This window comes from Streptomyces sp. BK022, assembly GCF_004217355.1.
Taxonomy (GTDB): Bacteria; Actinomycetota; Actinomycetes; order Streptomycetales; family Streptomycetaceae; genus Streptomyces; species Streptomyces griseoluteus.
In genome coordinates this window covers 578342-594472 of sequence record NZ_SHKU01000005.1, presented here as the reverse complement: position 1 = coordinate 594472, position 16131 = coordinate 578342, and the positions used below count along the sequence as shown (strand labels likewise).

Here is a 16131-nt window from a genome sequence, read left to right as displayed (position 1 = left end):
ATCCACCCGTTAAACATCGGCGGGCAACCGTTTCCCTTCGCAGTACGTCAAGTTGAGCGAGAGCAGGGGCCCAGGTACCGGCCTGGGCCTCCCGCACCCGTCCGCCGTCGGGCTGACCGGCCATTCCGATGGCGTACAAGTCCGTTCGCCCGCTTGCCCCACCCTTTCGTACCCCGCCTAGACTGAACGCTCAGCACAGGTGGCTCACACGCTCGAAAGGCGCCCCCGTGTCCATCGGCAGCAACTCCCCCGAAGACGAGCCCCCGTTCACCGACGCCCCCGAGGCCGACGGTCCCTCCGTCGGCACCGCCCTGCGCCAGGCCCGCGTCGCGGCCGGGCTGAGCGCGGAAGACGTCAGCAACGCCACCCGCGTCCGCCTCGCCATGGTGCACGCCATCGAGGAGGACGACTTCTCCTCCTGCGGCGGCGACGTGTACGCGCGCGGCCACATCCGCAACCTGGCCAAGGCGGTCCGCCTCGACCCCGCCCCGCTCATCGCGCGGTTCGACGCCGAGCACGGCGGCCGGCCCGCGCCCACCCCTGCGGCCCCCCTGTTCGAGGCGGAGCGCATCCGTCCCGAGCGCCGGGGCCCCAACTGGACCGCGGCCATGGTCGCGGCGATCGTCGTCGTGATCGGCTTCGTCGGTTTCACCGCCGTCAAGTCGCAGACCGGCGGCGACAAGGACACCCAGGCCGTCGAGGGCAAAGCCTCGCCGTCCGTCACCAAGTCGGCCGCGCCCACCCCGAAGACGGGGCAGTCCGCCACGCCGAAGTCCGACCCCTCCGACAGCGCCATCGCGGCCGCCCCGCAGGACAAGGTGACCGTCCGGGTCACGGCGCCGGGCGGGCGGAGCTGGATCTCCGCGAAGGACCACAACGGGCGCATGCTGTTCGACGGGCTGCTCAACAAGGGCGAGTCCAAGACCTTCCAGGACAGCACCAAGATCAACCTGATTCTGGGTGACGCCGGGGCGATCGAGCTGTACGTCAACGGCAAGAAGATCGACGACGACTTCCGGCCCGGTGCCGTGGAGCGGCTGACCTACACCAAGGGCGACCCCGAGGTCGGCTGAGGCCTTCCGGGCGCCCGGAGCGAGCGGACGAAGACGGGGTTGGCCGGCCACGGCCAACCCCGTCGACATGGGGTGCGGGACAGACAAAGTAGTCTTGAGCCCATGCCTGAACGCCGTACCGTCGCACTAGTCACTCTCGGCTGCGCCCGTAACGAGGTGGACTCGGAGGAGCTCGCAGGCCGTTTGGAGGCGGACGGCTGGCAGCTCGTCGAGGACGCCGCGGACGCCGATGTCGCCGTGGTCAACACCTGTGGGTTCGTCGAAGCCGCCAAGAAGGACTCGGTCGACGCCCTCCTGGAGGCCAACGACCTCAAGGACCACGGCAGAACCCAGGCCGTCGTGGCGGTGGGCTGCATGGCCGAGCGTTACGGCAAGGAACTGGCCCAGGCGCTGCCCGAGGCCGACGGCGTGCTCGGCTTCGACGACTACGCCGACATCTCCGACCGCCTCCAGACCATCCTGTCCGGCGGGGTCCACGCCGCCCACACCCCGCGCGACCGCCGCAAGCTGCTGCCGATCAGCCCGGCCGAGCGCCAGGAGTCCGCGGCCGCCGTCGCCCTGCCCGGCCACGGCCCCACCGACCTTCCGGACGGCCTCGCGCCCGCCTCCGGCCCGCGCGCGCCCCTGCGCCGCCGCCTCGACGGCTCCCCGGTCGCCTCGGTCAAGCTCGCCTCGGGCTGCGACCGGCGCTGCTCCTTCTGCGCCATCCCGTCCTTCCGCGGCTCCTTCATCTCCCGCCGCCCCAGCGACGTCCTCAACGAGACGCGCTGGCTGGCCGAGCAGGGTGTGAAGGAGGTCATGCTGGTCTCCGAGAACAACACCTCCTACGGCAAGGACCTGGGCGACATCCGCCTGCTGGAGTCCCTGCTGCCCGAGCTGGCCGAGGTCGACGGCATCGAGCGGGTGCGCGTCAGCTACCTCCAGCCGGCCGAGATGCGCCCCGGCCTGATCGACGTCCTGACCTCCACCCCGAAGGTCGTGCCGTACTTCGACCTGTCCTTCCAGCACTCCGCGCCGAACGTGCTGCGCGCCATGCGCCGCTTCGGCGACACCGACCGCTTCCTGGAGCTGCTGGACACCATCCGGAACAAGGCCCCCGAGGCCGGCGTCCGCTCCAACTTCATCGTCGGCTTCCCCGGCGAGTCCGAGGGCGACCTCGCCGAGCTGGAGCGCTTCCTGACCGGCGCCCGCCTGGACGCCATCGGCGTCTTCGGCTACTCCGACGAGGAGGGCACGGAGGCGGCCACGTACGACACCAAGCTCGACGAGGACGTGGTGGCCGAGCGCCTCGCCCACATCTCCCGGCTCGCCGAGGAACTCGTCTCGCAGCGCGCCGAGGAGCGCCTCGGGGAAACCGTGCGCGTCCTGGTGGAGTCCGTCGACGGTGAGGACGGCGTGTACGGCCGCGCCGCGCACCAGGCCCCGGAGACGGACGGCCAGGTGCTGCTCACGAGCGGCGAGGGTCTCGCCGTGGGACGTATGGTCGAGGCGAAGGTGGTCGGCACCGAGGGGGTCGACCTGGTGGCCGAGCCGCTTCCGGGCTCGTCGGTGTGTAGCGAGGAGGCGGCCAGATGACCGGAGTCCCGGCATCCGCCTCGGGCGGCTCCTCCGGCGCGCGCGGCGCGACCGGCCAGGCCGTCGACGGTGCTCCGGAGGTCTCCGACCCGGCCGTCGCGATGGAGGCCAGGCACCCGCGCGGCGGCAAGCTCGCGGCTGCGGCCGTCAACCAGGCCAGCGTCTGGAACGTCGCCAATCTGCTCACCATGCTCCGCCTGCTCCTGGTGCCGGGCTTCGTGGCGCTGATGCTCGCGGACGGCGGCTACGACCCGGCCTGGCGGTCCTTCGCCTGGGCGGCCTTCGCGGTCGCCATGATCACCGACCTGTTCGACGGGCATCTGGCGCGCACCTACAACCTGGTCACCGACTTCGGGAAGATCGCTGACCCGATAGCGGACAAGGCGATCATGGGCGCGGCGCTGATCTGCCTGTCCTCCCTGGGCGACCTGCCCTGGTGGGTGACGGTGGTCATCCTGGGCCGGGAACTCGGCATCACCCTGCTGCGTTTCGTGGTCATCCGGTACGGCGTCATCCCGGCCAGCCGGGGCGGCAAGCTGAAGACGCTCACCCAGGGCGTCGCGGTCGGCATGTACGTGCTCGCGCTGACCGGCTGGCTCGCCACCCTGCGCTTCTGGGTGATGGCGGCCGCGGTCGTCCTCACCGTGGTCACCGGCCTCGACTATGTGAGACAGGCCATGGTGCTGCGCCGCCGGGGAATCGCGGAGCGGGCAGCGGCGTTGGAAGAGCGAGAAGCGTGAACCCCACGGCCACCGAGTTGGTGCGGCTACTCACGGTGAACGGCGAGACGCTCGCCGTGGCCGAGTCGCTGACCGGTGGTCTGGTCGCCGCCGAGATCACCTCGGTCCCCGGCGCCTCCCAGGTGTTCCGGGGTTCGGTCACCGCCTACGCCACCGAGCTCAAGCACCGGCTCCTCGGCGTCGACGCCGGTCTGCTGGAGCGGTCCGGCGCGGTGGACCCGCAGGTCGCGGCCCAGATGGCTGCCGGTGTGCGGGAGGCCCTCGGTGCCGACTGGGGCATCGCCACCACCGGCGTCGCCGGCCCCGAGCCGCAGGACGGGAAGCCGGTCGGCACGGTGTACGTGGCCGTCGACGGACCTCCCCGACCGGGCCCGCCTTCCGCCTCCGGCGGAAAAGTGGAGGCCCTGCGGTTGAACGGCGGCCGTACGGAAATTCGTATGGAGAGTGTACGGAGCGTACTCGCACTGCTTCTTGCGGAGCTTGCGGGCGAACAGACCGGAAATGAGCGGGCACAGGATACGGAACGGAACGGGGGGTTTTGATGTTTGCAGCCCTGAGTGAACACGACATCGCTCCCCGCACGGCCGCGGCGCGAGGCGGTACGGTGGGGCGAGAAGGATGCGGCTACGCGGTCCGAGGAGGGAGCCACCGATGATTCTGCTCCGTCGCCTGCTGGGTGACGTGCTGCGTCGGCAGCGCCAGCGCCAGGGCCGTACTCTGCGCGAAGTCTCCTCGTCTGCCCGGGTCTCACTCGGCTATCTCTCCGAGGTGGAGCGGGGGCAGAAGGAGGCTTCCTCCGAGCTGCTCTCCGCGATCTGCGACGCGCTGGACGTACGGATGTCGGAACTCATGCGTGAGGTGAGTGACGAACTCGCACTCGCCGAGCTGGCCCAGTCCGCCGCCGCCACCGACGGCGTACCGGCACCGGTCCGGCCGATGCTGGGTTCCGTGTCGGTGACCGGTGTGCCACCGGAACGGGTGACCATCAAGGCACCTGCCGAAGCGGTGGACGTGGTCGCCGCGTGACCTGCGCGCACGCGGCCTAGCGCCCGATACGTGTGAGCCCCGGCCGGGCCTCCCTGGATCTTTCAGGTGAGGCGCGGCCGGGGCTTTCTCATGCGCCTGTCCAGGTCCCCTCGGGGGTTCCTTGCTCCGTTTGCCCGGTACGGGCGGCCCGGTCATGGTGGGAGGGACCCCAAGCCCCCCGAGGACCCGAGGACAGCGGATGTACGTGGTGAAGAGTTCCCTTCCCGAGGCCGAGCTGAAGACCGTCTCCGAGGCGCTGCAGGGGGCGCTCGTGGACCTGGTCGACCTCTCGCTGGTCGCCAAGCAGATCCACTGGAACGTCGTCGGGCCGCGCTTCCGGTCCATCCACCTCCAGCTCGACGAGGTGGTCCTGTCCGCGCGCACCGCCTCCGACCAGGTGGCCGAACGCTCCTCGGCGCTGGGCGTCCCGCCGGACGGGCGGGCCTCCACGGTCGCCTCCGGCACCGGGATCAAGGTCCCGCCGGCCGGCTGGATCAAGGACACGGACGCGGTCGCCGGGATGGTCGCCGCCCTCGGCGCGGTCATCGGCCGGATGCGGGAGCGGGTGAACGCCACCGGCGACGCCGACCCGGTGACCCAGGACCTGTTCATCCAGATCACGGGCGACCTCGAGAAGCACCATTGGATGTTCCAGGCCGAGAGCGCATAGCGGAACGGGGCTTCCGGGCCGGCCGTTCCGGGCGTCTGCCCGGTGCTGCTCCGGTGAGCCCTTCGGTGCGCCTCCCGCAGGTGGCAGGCGGTGTTCTAGCTTCTCCGGCTGGAGGTGGCGGGTCCATGGACGGGCGAATAGTGCGCTGGGGGGCAGCTCTGGGGTTCGGCGCGGTGTGGTGGTGGGCGGTGCTGCGGCTGACCCTGGGGGACGGCGCGGGAGTGCTGGAAGGGTCCGTGGTGCTCGGGGGGTGGGGTCTGGGTGTGCTGCCGGTGCACTGTGTCGCCAAGGACCGGGCCGAGGGGGCGGTGCGGACCGGGCGGTGGCGGGAGGCCTGGCGGACCACGGGGGAGGAATCGGGCGCGGAAGCGAGTGCGGGGGTAACTCGTTCGGGTGAATCGGGGGCGGGCTGAGCGGGGGCTGCTTCGGGCGGGCTTGCGTGGGGGGCCGAGCGGGGCTCGGGTTCGCCTCGCGTTCGGTCAGCGGGGAGTCAGCGGGGAGTCAGCGCGCGGGGCGCGGGTAGCGCTCCCGCCAGCGCTGGGCGGTGCCGGGTGCCGGGGTCGGGCCGCTCTGGCAGGTGGGGCACCAGTAGGTGGGGCGTTCCTGGGTCCCGTCCCCCTGGTCGGCCACTCGTACGCGGGTGCGGCAGCGCAGGCAGGGGCGGGAGGCGCGGCCGTAGACGTAGAGGTCGTTCCGGGGCAGGCCGGTGGTCTGGCGGACCGGGCGGGCCCGGTTGACCTCCAGCAGGCGCTGGGCCATGCCGGGAAGCCGGGCGGCGCGGTCCTCGGGGAGTGAGCCGACGGGGAGCCAGGGGGTCACGCCGAGCAGGAAGCACAGCTCGCTCTTGTAGACGTTGCCGATCCCGGCGAGATTGCGCTGGTCCAGCAGGGCCTCGCCGAGGGCGCGGTCCGGATCGGCGTACAGGTTGGCCAGGGCGAGCTCCGGGTCCCAGTCGGGGCCGAGGAGGTCGGGCCCCAGATGGCCTACGACACGCTCCTCGTCCTCGGTGCGCAGCAGCTCCAGCACCGAGAGGCGGTAGCCCACGGCCATGCGGTCGTCGGCGCCCAGGACGATGCGGATCTGGTGTCCGGCGCCGCCCCGCCAGGCATGGCCCGTGCCGTACACCTTCCAGGCGCCCTCCATCCGCAGGTGCGTGTGCAGGGTGAGGCCGCCCTCGAAGCGGGTGAGCAGGTGTTTGCCGCGCGGGGCGGTGTTGAGCACGGTGCGGCCGGTCAGGTCGACCGTGGCGTACTGCGGCACCCGGAAGTCGCTGTGGGTCAGCACCCTGCCCGCGAGCGCGTCGTGCAGGCGCTTCGCGGTCTGCCACACCGTGTCACCTTCGGGCATGCGTCCAGGGTGCCACGGCGCGTGGGCCTGCTCCGGCCTCCTGGCTCACGCGCGCAGGCGCAGGCCGCGTGGGGTCGCCACGAAGCCGGCGCCTTCCAGCAGGGGGCCCAGGGTCGAGGTCAGGGCCGCGGTGCCGTTGATCCGCTCCACGGTGACCGTGCCCAGGGAGCCCGCGCGGGCGGCCGCCGCCAGAGCCTCCGCCGCCGCGCGCAGGCGGGGGTCGTCGGCCGCCGTGGAATCCGGGTCGGTGGGCCAGGCCAGCAGGGTCTTGCCGCCGCGCTCCATGTAGAGGGTCAGCTCGCCCTCCACCAGGACGACGAGTGAGCCCGCCTTGCGGCCCGGCTTGTGGCCCGCACCGGTCGGGGGTTCGGGCCACGGCAGCGCGGCGCCGTACGCGTTGGCGGGGTCGGCGGCGGCGAGGACCACCGCCTTGGAGTCGGGGGCGGTGTCCCGTACGCGGGGGCCGTAGCTCCGGCTCGCGAGGGAGCCGTAGCCCGAGCCGCCGCGCGGGCCGCCCTGGCCGGGGGAGGCGTACGGGTCGGGGATGGCCGCCGGGCCGAAGGGGCGCGGGAGACCGCCGTCGTCCCCGCCCCGGGGCGGCCAGGCGAAGTCGCTGTCGAGGCCCGGGTGTCCGAAGCCGCCGGAGGATGGGTCGAAGGCGTCGGACGCCGCGTGGCCGTCGCCGGGGAAGGGCGGGAGAGCGCCGTTGCCCGCGGGTGTCGGGACGGGCACGACGCGCTCGCCCCGGTCGCGGGCGTTGGACACCGCCCGGAGGCGGTCCACCGCGCCGTCCATGGCGAACTGGGCGGCACCGAGGCCCTCGACCACGTAGCCGCGCCGGGCCTGGCCGCTCTCCTCGAACGCGGACAGCACCCGGTACACCGCGGAGAAGCCGCCCTCGACGCCCTCCGCGCCCACGGCACCGCGCGTCACCACCCCGTGCCGGTCCAGCAGGGCACGCGCACGCGCGTGGGCGCGCACGGTGGCGTCCGGCTCGGGCACCGGCAACAGCGACCAGCGGCCGCCCACGGTCGGCGGCCCGGACCTCGAGGTGGCGCGGGCGGCGGCGGTCAGGGAGCCGTAACGCCCGCGCGGGACGTTGCGTTTGGCGCGGTGGGCCGTGGCGCCCGCCGTACGGCCCGAGCCCAGCAGGGCGCGCATCGGGGCCAGGGTGTCGTTGGTGAGCCGGCCCGACCAGGCCAGGTCCCACAGGGCGTCGGCCAGGTGGGCGTCGCTCGCCTCGGGGTGCGTGGTGGCGCGGACCTGGTCGGCGATCTGACGGAAGAACAGGCCGTACCCACCGGAGAGCGTGTCCAGGATCGACTGGTGGAGCGGGCTCAGCTCCAGGGGGTGCGGGGGCGGCAGCAACAGGGGCGCGGTGTCCGCGAGGTAGAGCGAGACCCAGCCGTCCTTGCCGGGCAGCGAGCCCGCCCCGGCCCACACGACCTCACCCGCCGAGGTGAGCTCGTCCAGCATCGACGGCCTGTAGTCCGCCACACGGGACGGCAGGACCAGCTTCTCCAGCGCGGAGGCGGGCACCGAGGCGCCCTGCAACTGCTCGACGGCGCGCACCAGTCCGTCGGTGCCGCGCAGCGTATGGCCCTTGCCGATGTGCTGCCACTGCGGGAGGAACTGGGCGAGCGCGGCGGGCGGCACCGGCTCCAGCTCGTGCCGCAGCGCGGCCAGCGAACGGCGGCGCAGCCGGCGCAGCACCGTGGCGTCGCACCACTCCTGGCCGATGCCCGCCGGATGGAACTCGCCCTGCACGATCCGGCCGCCGGCGGCCAGCCGCTGGAGGGCGCCCTCGGTGACCGCGACGCCCAGACCGAAGCGCGCGGCGGCGGCGGCCGAGGTGAAGGGGCCGTGGGTACGGGCGTAGCGGGCCAGGAGGTCGCCGAGCGGGTCCTTCACCGGCTCGGTGAACGCCTCGGGGACACCGACCGGCAGTGCGGTGCCGAGCGCGTCGCGCAGGCGGCCCGCGTCCTCGACGGCCGCCCAGTGGTCGGCGCCCGCGACGCGCACCTTGATGACCCGGCGGGCGGCGGCCAGTTCACGCGCCCACTCCGGCTCGGCGCCCCGCTCGGCCAGCTCGGCGTCGGTCAGCGGGCCCAGCAGCCGGAGCAGGTCCGCGACGCTCTCCGGGTCCTTGGCGCGCCGGTCCTCGGTGAGCCACTGGAGTTCGCGCTCCAGCTCGGTCAGTACCTCGGCGTCGAGCAGCTCCCGCAGCTCCGCCTGGCCGAGCAGCTCGGCCAGCAGCCGGGAGTCCAGGGAGAGCGCGGCGGCACGGCGCTCGGCGAGCGGGGAGTCGCCCTCGTAGAGGAACTGGGCGACGTAACCGAACAGCAGGGAGCGGGCGAACGGGGACGGTTCGGGGGTGGTGACCTCGACCAGGCTGACCTTGCGGGACTCGATGTCGCCCATCAGCTCGACCAGGCCGGGCACGTCGAACACGTCCTGAAGGCACTCGCGGATCGCCTCCAGGACGATCGGGAAGGACCCGAACTCGCTCGCCACCTCCAGCAGCTGAGCGGCACGCTGGCGCTGCTGCCACAGCGGGGTGCGCTTGCCGGGGTTGCGGCGCGGCAGCAGCAGCGCGCGGGCGGCACACTCCCGGAAGCGGGAGGCGAACAGGGCCGAGCCGCCGACCTGGTCGGTGACGACCTGGTTGACCTCGCTCTTGTCGAAGGCGACGTCCGCCGCGCCGACCGGGGCCTGTTCGCCGTCATAGTCCATGCCGACCTTGCCGGGGCTCTGGTCCAGCAGGTCCAGGCCCATCAGGTCGGCGTCGGGCAGGCGCAGCACGATGCCGTCGTCGGCGTGCATGACCTGGGCGTCCATGCCGTACCGCTCGGAGAGGCGGGCGCCCAGCGCGAGCGCCCAGGGGGCGTGGACCTGGGCGCCGAAGGGTGAGTGGATCACTACCCGCCAGTCGCCCAGCTCGTCCCGGAAGCGCTCCACGACGATGGTGCGGTCGTCCGGGACGTGCCCGCACGCCTCGCGCTGCTCGGCCAGGTAGGAGATGACGTTGTCCGCCGCCCACGCGTCCAGGCCCGCGGTGAGCAGACGCAGCCGGGCGTCCTCCTCGGACAGCGCGCCGACCTCGCGCAGGAACGCGCCGAGCGCGCGGCCCAGTTCGAGCGGGCGGCCGAGCTGGTCGCCCTTCCAGAACGGCAGACGGCCCGGTACACCGGGCGCGGGGGAGACCAGCACCCGGTCGCGGGTGATGTCCTCGATGCGCCAGGAACTCGTGCCCAGTGTGAAGACATCGCCCACGCGGGACTCGTACACCATCTCCTCGTCCAGCTCGCCGACCCGGCCGCCGCCCTTCTTGGGGTCGGAACCGGCGAGGAAGACGCCGAACAGGCCCCGGTCGGGGATGGTGCCGCCGGAGGTGACGGCGAGCCGCTGGGCGCCGGGCCTGCCGCTGATGGTCCCGGCCACGCGGTCCCACACCACACGGGGGCGCAGTTCCGCGAACGCGTCCGAGGGGTAGCGGCCCGCGAGCATGTCCAGGGTGGCGGTGAACGCGGACTCGGGGAGCGAGGCGAAGGGGGCCGCGCGCCGCACGGTGGCCAGCAGGTCGTCGAACTGCCAGGTGTCCAGCGCCGTCATGGCGACGATCTGCTGGGCCAGTACGTCCAGCGGGTTGGACGGCACCCGCAGCGACTCGATTCCGCCCGAGCGCATCCGCTCGGTGACCACGGCCGCCTGAACCAGGTCGCCCCGGTACTTGGGGAAGACCACGCCCGTGGAGACGGCGCCCACCTGGTGCCCGGCGCGGCCCACGCGCTGGAGGCCGGAGGCGACCGAGGGCGGGGACTCGACCTGGACGACCAGGTCGACGGCGCCCATGTCGATGCCCAGCTCCAGGCTGGAGGTGGCCACCACGGCGGGCAGCCGCCCGGCCTTCAGGTCCTCCTCGACGAGCGCGCGCTGCTCCTTGGAGACCGAGCCGTGGTGCGCGCGGGCGATCACCTGCGGGGCTCCCTGGGCCGCGCCCGAGCCGCCCATCAGCTCGGCCGGGGAGTGGTGCTCGTCCAGCTTCTCGCCGGTGGCGCGCTCGTAGGCGATCTCGTTGAGCCGGTTGCAGAGCCGCTCCGCCAGACGGCGGGAGTTGGCGAACACGATGGTCGAGCGGTGCGACTGGACCAGGTCGGCGATCTTCTCCTCGACGTGCGGCCAGATCGAGGGCTTCTCCGCCTTGTCGTCGCCGTCGGCCGCGGGGGAGCCGCCCAGCTCGCCCATGTCCTCCACGGGTACGACCACCGACAGGTCGAACTCCTTGCCCGACTCCGGCTGGACGATCTCCACCTTGCCCCGGGGCGAGAGATAGCGGGCCACCTCGTCCACCGGCCGTACGGTCGCCGACAGGCCGATCCGGCGGGCGGGCTTGGGCAGCAGTTCGTCCAGCCGCTCCAGGGACAGCGCGAGGTGCGCGCCGCGCTTGGTGCCCGCGACCGCGTGCACCTCATCCAGGATCACGGTCTCGATGCCGGTGAGGGCGTCCCGGGCGGACGAGGTCAGCATCAGGAACAGCGACTCGGGGGTGGTGATCAGGATGTCCGGCGGGCGGGTCACCAGGGCGCGCCGCTCGGCGGGCGGGGTGTCGCCGGAGCGGATGCCCACCTTGACCTCGGGCTCGGGCAGGCCCAGGCGCACGGACTCCTGGCGGATGCCGGTCAGCGGGCTGCGCAGATTGCGCTCCACGTCGACGGCGAGCGCCTTCAGCGGGGACACGTACAGCACCCGGCAGCGCTTCTTGGGGTCGGCCGGGGGCGGGGTGGAGGCCAGCTGGTCCAGTGCGGCGAGGAAGGCGGCCAGCGTCTTGCCCGAGCCGGTCGGCGCCACCACCAGCGCGTCCGACCCCTCGTTGATGGCCTTCCAGGCGCCCGCCTGGGCCTCGGTGGGCGCGTGGAACGCCCCCGTGAACCATTCGCGGGTCGCGGGGGAGAAGCCTTCGAGGGCCGGGTGGGCGGGACTGACCATGCCTCTATCGTGCACCCGCCCACTGACAATCGGGCTGACCTGGGCAAACGGGACGGATCAGGGCGTGCCGCGACCGGTGCGCGTGGCCGACAATGGGCGTATGGCGGGTTCAGGGGAGCGGGCACGGCACTGGCGGTACGCGGAGCTGCCCGGCGTCGACCTGCTCCGCGCCCGCTACATCCGCAAGACCTTCGTCCGCCACACCCACGAGAACTTCGTGATCGCGGCCATCGCGGACGGCGTCGAGGTCTTCCACCACCGGGGCGCCGACGTCTCCGTGGGCGCGGGCGCCCTCGCCCTGGTCAACCCGGACACCCCGCACACCGGCCGCGCGGGCGTCCCCGAGGGCTGGCGGTACGGCGCGGTCTACCCCTCGCCCGAGGTGGTGGCCCGGATAGCGGCCGAGACGACCACCATCCGGGGCACGCCCGGCTTCGCCGCGCCGATGGTGGACGACCCGTACACCGTCCGCCTCGTCCACCAGGTGCTGCGCGCCGCCGAGGAGGGCAACGCCCTGGCCGCCGACACCCTGCTGAGCGTCGCGGTGACCCGGCTGCTGCGGCTCAACGGCGGCCCGCTGCCCGAGCGCCGCACCCGCTCGGCCGGCGCCGGGATCGCCGCACGCGCGCGTGCCGTGCTGGAGGAGCGGATGGCCCAGCCGCCCGGCCTGGAGCGCCTCGCCACCGACCTCGGCACCAGCCGCTTCGCCCTGCTGCGCGCCTTCCGGGACGCCTACGGCATGCCCCCGCACACCTGGCTCACCGACGCGCGGGTGCGCCGCGCCCGGCTCCTGCTGGACACCGGCACCCCGCCCGCCGAGGCCGCCGCGCTGGTCGGTTTCACCGACCAGCCCCACCTCAACCGCCACTTCGCCCGCATCGTCGGCGTGCCGCCGGGCGCCTACCAGCGCGAACGCGAGAACGTGGGCGGGCGCAAGAACGTACAAGACGGGGCCGGGCGGGCGGCCGTAGCGTCCGGGGCGTGGCACAGCGACAGACAGCACTCGCGGACAGGGCCGCCGAAGACGTGGGAAAGCCGGACAGCGCCGTCGTACGGGACGCCCTCGGGGTCGGCGTCGCCGTAGGGCTCTCCGGCTTCGCCTTCGGGGTCACCTCGGCCGGCAGCGGACTCGGCCTCCTCCAGACCTGCGCACTCAGCCTGCTGGTCTTCACCGGCGCCTCCCAGTTCGCCCTGGTGGGGGCGCTCGCGGCCGGGGGGAACCCGTTCACGGCCGCGGCGGGCGCGTTCTTCCTCGGCGTACGCAACGCGTTCTACGGGCTGCGGCTCTCCCAGTTGCTCGCCCTCCCGCGCGCGCTGCGGCCGTTCGCCGCCCAATGGGTGATCGACGAGACCACCGCCGTCACCGTGGCCCAGCCGGACCGCCGCTCCGCGCGGCTCGGTTTCACCGTCACCGGGCTCAGCCTCTACGTGCTGTGGAACCTCACCACCCTGCTGGGCGCCCTCGGTGCGCAGGCCCTCGGGGACACCGACGCCTGGGGGCTGGACGCGGCCGGACCCGCCGTCTTCCTGGCGCTGCTCGCCCCCATGCTGACGACCTTCACCGAACGTGCGGTCGCCGCCCTCGCGGTTGTCCTGGGCCTCGGCCTGCTGCCCGTGCTGCCCGCCGGGGCGCCCGTCCTGGTGGCGGCCCTGGCGGCGCCGCTCGCCCTGTTCGTCCAAGGTCTGCGGGCCCGCTCCGCCCGGCGGCCGGACGCCCCCGAGGAGGACCTTTGAACACCTGGCTCGCCATCGGCGTCACCGCGCTCGGCTGCTACGCCGTAAAACTCGCCGGGCTGCTCGTCCCCGCGAGCGCCGTGGAACGGCCCCTGGTCAAGAAGCTCGCCGCGCTCCTGCCGGTCGCCCTGCTGGCCGCGCTCACCGCCCAGCAGACCTTCGCCGACGGCCACACCCTCGTTCTGGACGCGCGGGCCGCGGGGGTGGCCGCGGCGGCCGTGGCGCTGCTGCTCCGGGCGCCGTTCCTGGCGGTCGTCGCGGTGGCCGTGGTGGTGACCGCCGGCGTACGCGCCCTGACCGGCTGAGCGCCGGGTCAGCCGACGTAGCGGCCGTACGCCCGGAGAGTGCGCAGCGCCTCGATGGTCACCCCGGCGCGCGCCTCCAGAGCGGGAGCCGGTGCCCACCGGCGCCGGCGAACGGGCCAGCCGCCGTCCTCCTCCTGCCCGGCGGCGAGGAAGTCCAGCGAACGCGCCATCTCCTCGTCCGTGAACCACGCGCGCGCGAGCGAGTCGGGGCTGCGCGCGAAGTCGTGCGGGAAGTGGTGCTCGGTTGGCGCGTGGCCAGGGGCGGCGGGATACGTGTCGAGACGGTCCGGGTCCAGCGCCGCGAGCCGCCGCTCGCGCACCAGCCGGCCGAGCCGGTCGGCGGCCGCCTCCGCGCGGGCACGGTCGGGAGCGGCGTCCAGGAAGGCCACGGCGGCCCCGATCTCATGCGGGTGCGACGCCTCCAGGGCGTCCACGGCCTGCCAGCAGAAGTCGGTGGCCCGGAACAGCCACGCGTGCCACACCTCGTTGCGGTGCAGCAGGCCCACCACCGGCCCCGTCGCCAGCAGCTCGCTCGGCGGGTCGTCCACCACCGGCACGAAGGGGGCCGCCGGATAGCCGCGCTGGCTCGGACAGACCGCCGGCAGGGCGCCGTCCGCGGTGGACACCGAGGTCAGATAGCGGCACACGCGCTCCACCCGCTGCCCGCCGCACCGGCCCACCGCGTCCAGGACGCGCAGCGCGCGGGCGGTGTGCAGCGGCTGGCTCACCGGGCCGCGCAGGTCGGGCTCCAGAGCGTGGCCGTAACCGCCGTCCTCGTTGCGATAGGCGTCCAGGGCCCGCTCCACCGGGTCCGCGCCGCCCTTCAGGAAGCGGTACGAGAAGAGCCGCTGCTCCAGCACGCGCGCGGTGAGCCAGACGAAGCGCTCCGCGCGGAGGAGCGGGGTGTGCGCCGGGCGCGCGGAGGGGAGTGAGGGACCACCTGATTCGGCCATGGAGCAGACCGTAGAGCCCCCCGACCCCGCCGAGAACGGTCCCGGACACTCCCACCCCCCGAGGCGGGATACTTGAGGCATGCGGTTGACGGTCTTCTGGCAGCGGATGGCGGAGCACTTCGGTGCGGGGTACGCCGACTCCTTCGCGCGCGATCACATCATGTCCGAGCTGGGCGGACGGACGGTGCACCAGGCACTCGACGCAGGCTGGGACGCCAAGGACGTGTGGCGCGTGGTGTGCACGGTGATGGACGTGCCGGGGGACAAGCGCTGAGCCGCGGTCGTCGCCCGGTGCCGGGCGACATCGGCCGAAAGACGGGGGCGAAATACGCGCATCGCCGGTCCCCCGGTCGACGGACGCCCCGACGGGTGTGTTGACGGCCACATACCGAGTAGGTCACCCGGGCCCTCATACGGTCCGCGCTGTCGGTGGCGTGGGCGAGACTTGGCCCGTGGCACGCATCGACGACATCGAGCCGACCGATCCGCAGACGGCACCTCCGGCCGGGACGGCCGCCTGTGCCGCCGGCACGCCGCCGAGTGAGCCCGCGGCCGGTGCCTTCACGAGTGCCCGGATGCCGCGCTGGCTGCCGCGCGCCCTGGTGCTCGCGCTCTCGCTGGTCGCCCTGTTCCAGCTGGGGAGCTGGGCCTTCCACGAGCTGACCGGGCTCCTCCTCAACATCCTGATCGCGTTCTTCCTGGCGCTCGCCATCGAGCCCGCCGTCAGCCGTATGTCCGCGCGCGGGATGCGCCGGGGGCTCGCCACCTTCCTGGTCTTCCTCGGACTGGCCGTCGTCACCGCGGGCTTCTTCACCCTGCTCGGCTCGATGCTCGCGGGCCAGATCATCAAGATGATCGAGGGCTTCCCCGAGTACCTGGACTCGGTCATCAACTGGGTGAACCAGACCTTCCACACGGAGATCCGCCGGGTCGACGTCCAGGAGGGCCTGCTCCACTCCGACTGGCTGCGCAAGTACGCGCAGAACAGCGCGGCCGGCGTCCTCGACGTGTCCGCGCAGGTGCTCGGCGGCCTCTTCCGGATCCTCACCGTCGGCCTGTTCTCGTTCTACTTCGCCGCCGACGGCCCCCGGCTGCGCCGCGCCCTGTGCTCGGTGCTGCCGCCCGCGCGGCAGGCGGAGGTGCTGCGCGCCTGGGAGATCGCCGTCGACAAGACCGGCGGCTACATCTACTCGCGCGGCCTGATGGCCCTCATCTCCGGCGTCGCGCACTACATCCTGCTCCAGGCCCTCGGCGTGCCCTACGCGCCCGTGCTCGGCGTCTGGGTCGGCCTGGTCTCGCAGTTCGTACCGACCATCGGCACCTACCTCGCGGGCGCGCTGCCGATGCTGATCGCGTTCACCGTGGCGCCCTGGTACGCGGTCTGGGTGCTGGTCTTCGTCGTGGTCTACCAGCAGTTCGAGAACTACATGCTGCAGCCCAAGCTGACCTCCAAGACCGTCGACATCCACCCGGCCGTGGCCTTCGGCTCGGTCATCGTGGGCACCGCCCTGCTCGGCGCGGTGGGTGCCCTGATCGCCATCCCCGCGGTCGCCACGCTCCAGGCGTTCCTGGGGGCGTACGTCAAGCGGTACGCCGTGACGGACGACCCGCGCGTGCACGGCCACCGCCTGCGCCGGCAGGGCCGCCCGGACTCCTTCCTCCGCCTCCGCCTGGGGCGCCCGCGCTCTGCGGAGCGGGACTCGGAGGGCCTCGGGGACTAGG

General features: G+C 73.4%; 15 protein-coding genes. 12 read left to right on the top strand and 3 right to left on the bottom strand.

Features of this window, described 5'->3' with window-relative positions; genetic code table 11:
- The first annotated feature begins 227 nt into the window (after window positions 1–227).
- The 7 genes from EV284_RS23690 (at window position 228) to EV284_RS23660 (ending at window position 5497) form a co-directional block, all read left to right on the top strand.
- Window positions 228–1073: a helix-turn-helix domain-containing protein gene (locus EV284_RS23690; protein ID WP_130337426.1), complete on the top strand. Its 846-nt coding sequence runs from the start codon at window positions 228–230 to the stop codon at window positions 1071–1073.
- 102 nt (window positions 1074–1175) lie between these two features.
- On the top strand, window positions 1176–2648 hold the full coding sequence (gene rimO, locus EV284_RS23685) for a 30S ribosomal protein S12 methylthiotransferase RimO (protein ID WP_130337424.1): 1473 nt from the start codon (window positions 1176–1178) through the stop codon (window positions 2646–2648).
- The gene (pgsA, locus tag EV284_RS23680) at window positions 2645–3388 is read left to right on the top strand and encodes a CDP-diacylglycerol--glycerol-3-phosphate 3-phosphatidyltransferase (RefSeq protein ID WP_130337423.1); all 744 of its coding nucleotides are present in this window, start codon (window positions 2645–2647) and stop codon (window positions 3386–3388) included. The genes rimO and pgsA overlap by 4 nt, the downstream gene beginning before the upstream one ends.
- Complete coding sequence (locus EV284_RS23675) at window positions 3385–3930, top strand: CinA family protein (protein ID WP_130337422.1); 546 nt, start codon at window positions 3385–3387, stop codon at window positions 3928–3930. The genes pgsA and EV284_RS23675 overlap by 4 nt, the downstream gene beginning before the upstream one ends.
- A 109-nt stretch (window positions 3931–4039) precedes the next feature.
- Window positions 4040–4414: a helix-turn-helix transcriptional regulator gene (locus EV284_RS23670; protein WP_086696108.1), complete on the top strand. Its 375-nt coding sequence runs from the start codon at window positions 4040–4042 to the stop codon at window positions 4412–4414.
- A 199-nt stretch (window positions 4415–4613) separates the two neighbouring features.
- Window positions 4614–5084: a DNA starvation/stationary phase protection protein gene (locus tag EV284_RS23665; protein ID WP_130337421.1), complete on the top strand. Its 471-nt coding sequence runs from the start codon at window positions 4614–4616 to the stop codon at window positions 5082–5084.
- 125 nt (window positions 5085–5209) lie between these two features.
- Window positions 5210–5497: a hypothetical protein gene (locus EV284_RS23660; RefSeq protein WP_130337420.1), complete on the top strand. Its 288-nt coding sequence runs from the start codon at window positions 5210–5212 to the stop codon at window positions 5495–5497.
- An 88-nt stretch (window positions 5498–5585) separates the two neighbouring features.
- Here the strand turns inward: EV284_RS23660 and EV284_RS23655 are convergent, their stop codons facing one another.
- Both EV284_RS23655 and EV284_RS23650 read right to left on the bottom strand, forming a co-directional pair.
- Window positions 5586–6431, bottom strand: coding sequence for a DNA-formamidopyrimidine glycosylase family protein (locus EV284_RS23655; RefSeq protein WP_130337419.1), 846 nt, complete (start codon window positions 6429–6431; stop codon window positions 5586–5588).
- Between the two features lie 45 nt (window positions 6432–6476).
- Window positions 6477–11417 (bottom strand): ATP-dependent helicase, encoded by a 4941-nt coding sequence (locus EV284_RS23650; protein WP_130337418.1) that lies wholly within the window; start codon window positions 11415–11417, stop codon window positions 6477–6479.
- A 100-nt stretch (window positions 11418–11517) separates the two neighbouring features.
- Here EV284_RS23650 and EV284_RS23645 point away from each other — a divergent pair, with 100 nt between their 5' ends.
- The 3 genes from EV284_RS23645 to EV284_RS23635 are packed head-to-tail and all read left to right on the top strand — an operon-like array spanning window position 11518 to window position 13456.
- Window positions 11518–12501, top strand: coding sequence for an AraC family transcriptional regulator (locus tag EV284_RS23645; protein WP_130337417.1), 984 nt, complete (start codon window positions 11518–11520; stop codon window positions 12499–12501).
- Window positions 12444–13151, top strand: a complete 708-nt coding sequence (locus EV284_RS23640; protein WP_347402203.1) for an AzlC family ABC transporter permease — start codon at window positions 12444–12446, stop codon at window positions 13149–13151. Before EV284_RS23645 ends, EV284_RS23640 begins: the two co-directional genes overlap by 58 nt.
- Window positions 13148–13456, top strand: coding sequence for an AzlD domain-containing protein (locus EV284_RS23635; protein ID WP_130337415.1), 309 nt, complete (start codon window positions 13148–13150; stop codon window positions 13454–13456). Before EV284_RS23640 ends, EV284_RS23635 begins: the two co-directional genes overlap by 4 nt.
- Before the next feature lie 8 nt (window positions 13457–13464).
- Here the strand turns inward: EV284_RS23635 and EV284_RS23630 are convergent, their stop codons facing one another.
- On the bottom strand, window positions 13465–14409 hold the full coding sequence (locus tag EV284_RS23630) for a hypothetical protein (protein ID WP_207229112.1): 945 nt from the start codon (window positions 14407–14409) through the stop codon (window positions 13465–13467).
- 79 nt (window positions 14410–14488) lie between these two features.
- Here EV284_RS23630 and EV284_RS23625 point away from each other — a divergent pair, with 79 nt between their 5' ends.
- Both EV284_RS23625 and EV284_RS23620 read left to right on the top strand, forming a co-directional pair.
- The gene (locus tag EV284_RS23625; RefSeq protein WP_031183082.1) at window positions 14489–14683 is read left to right on the top strand and encodes a DUF3046 domain-containing protein; all 195 of its coding nucleotides are present in this window, start codon (window positions 14489–14491) and stop codon (window positions 14681–14683) included.
- 301 nt (window positions 14684–14984) lie between these two features.
- Window positions 14985–16130 (top strand): AI-2E family transporter, encoded by a 1146-nt coding sequence (locus tag EV284_RS23620; RefSeq protein WP_242625804.1) that lies wholly within the window; start codon window positions 14985–14987, stop codon window positions 16128–16130.
- The last annotated feature ends 1 nt before the right edge of the window (window position 16131 follow it).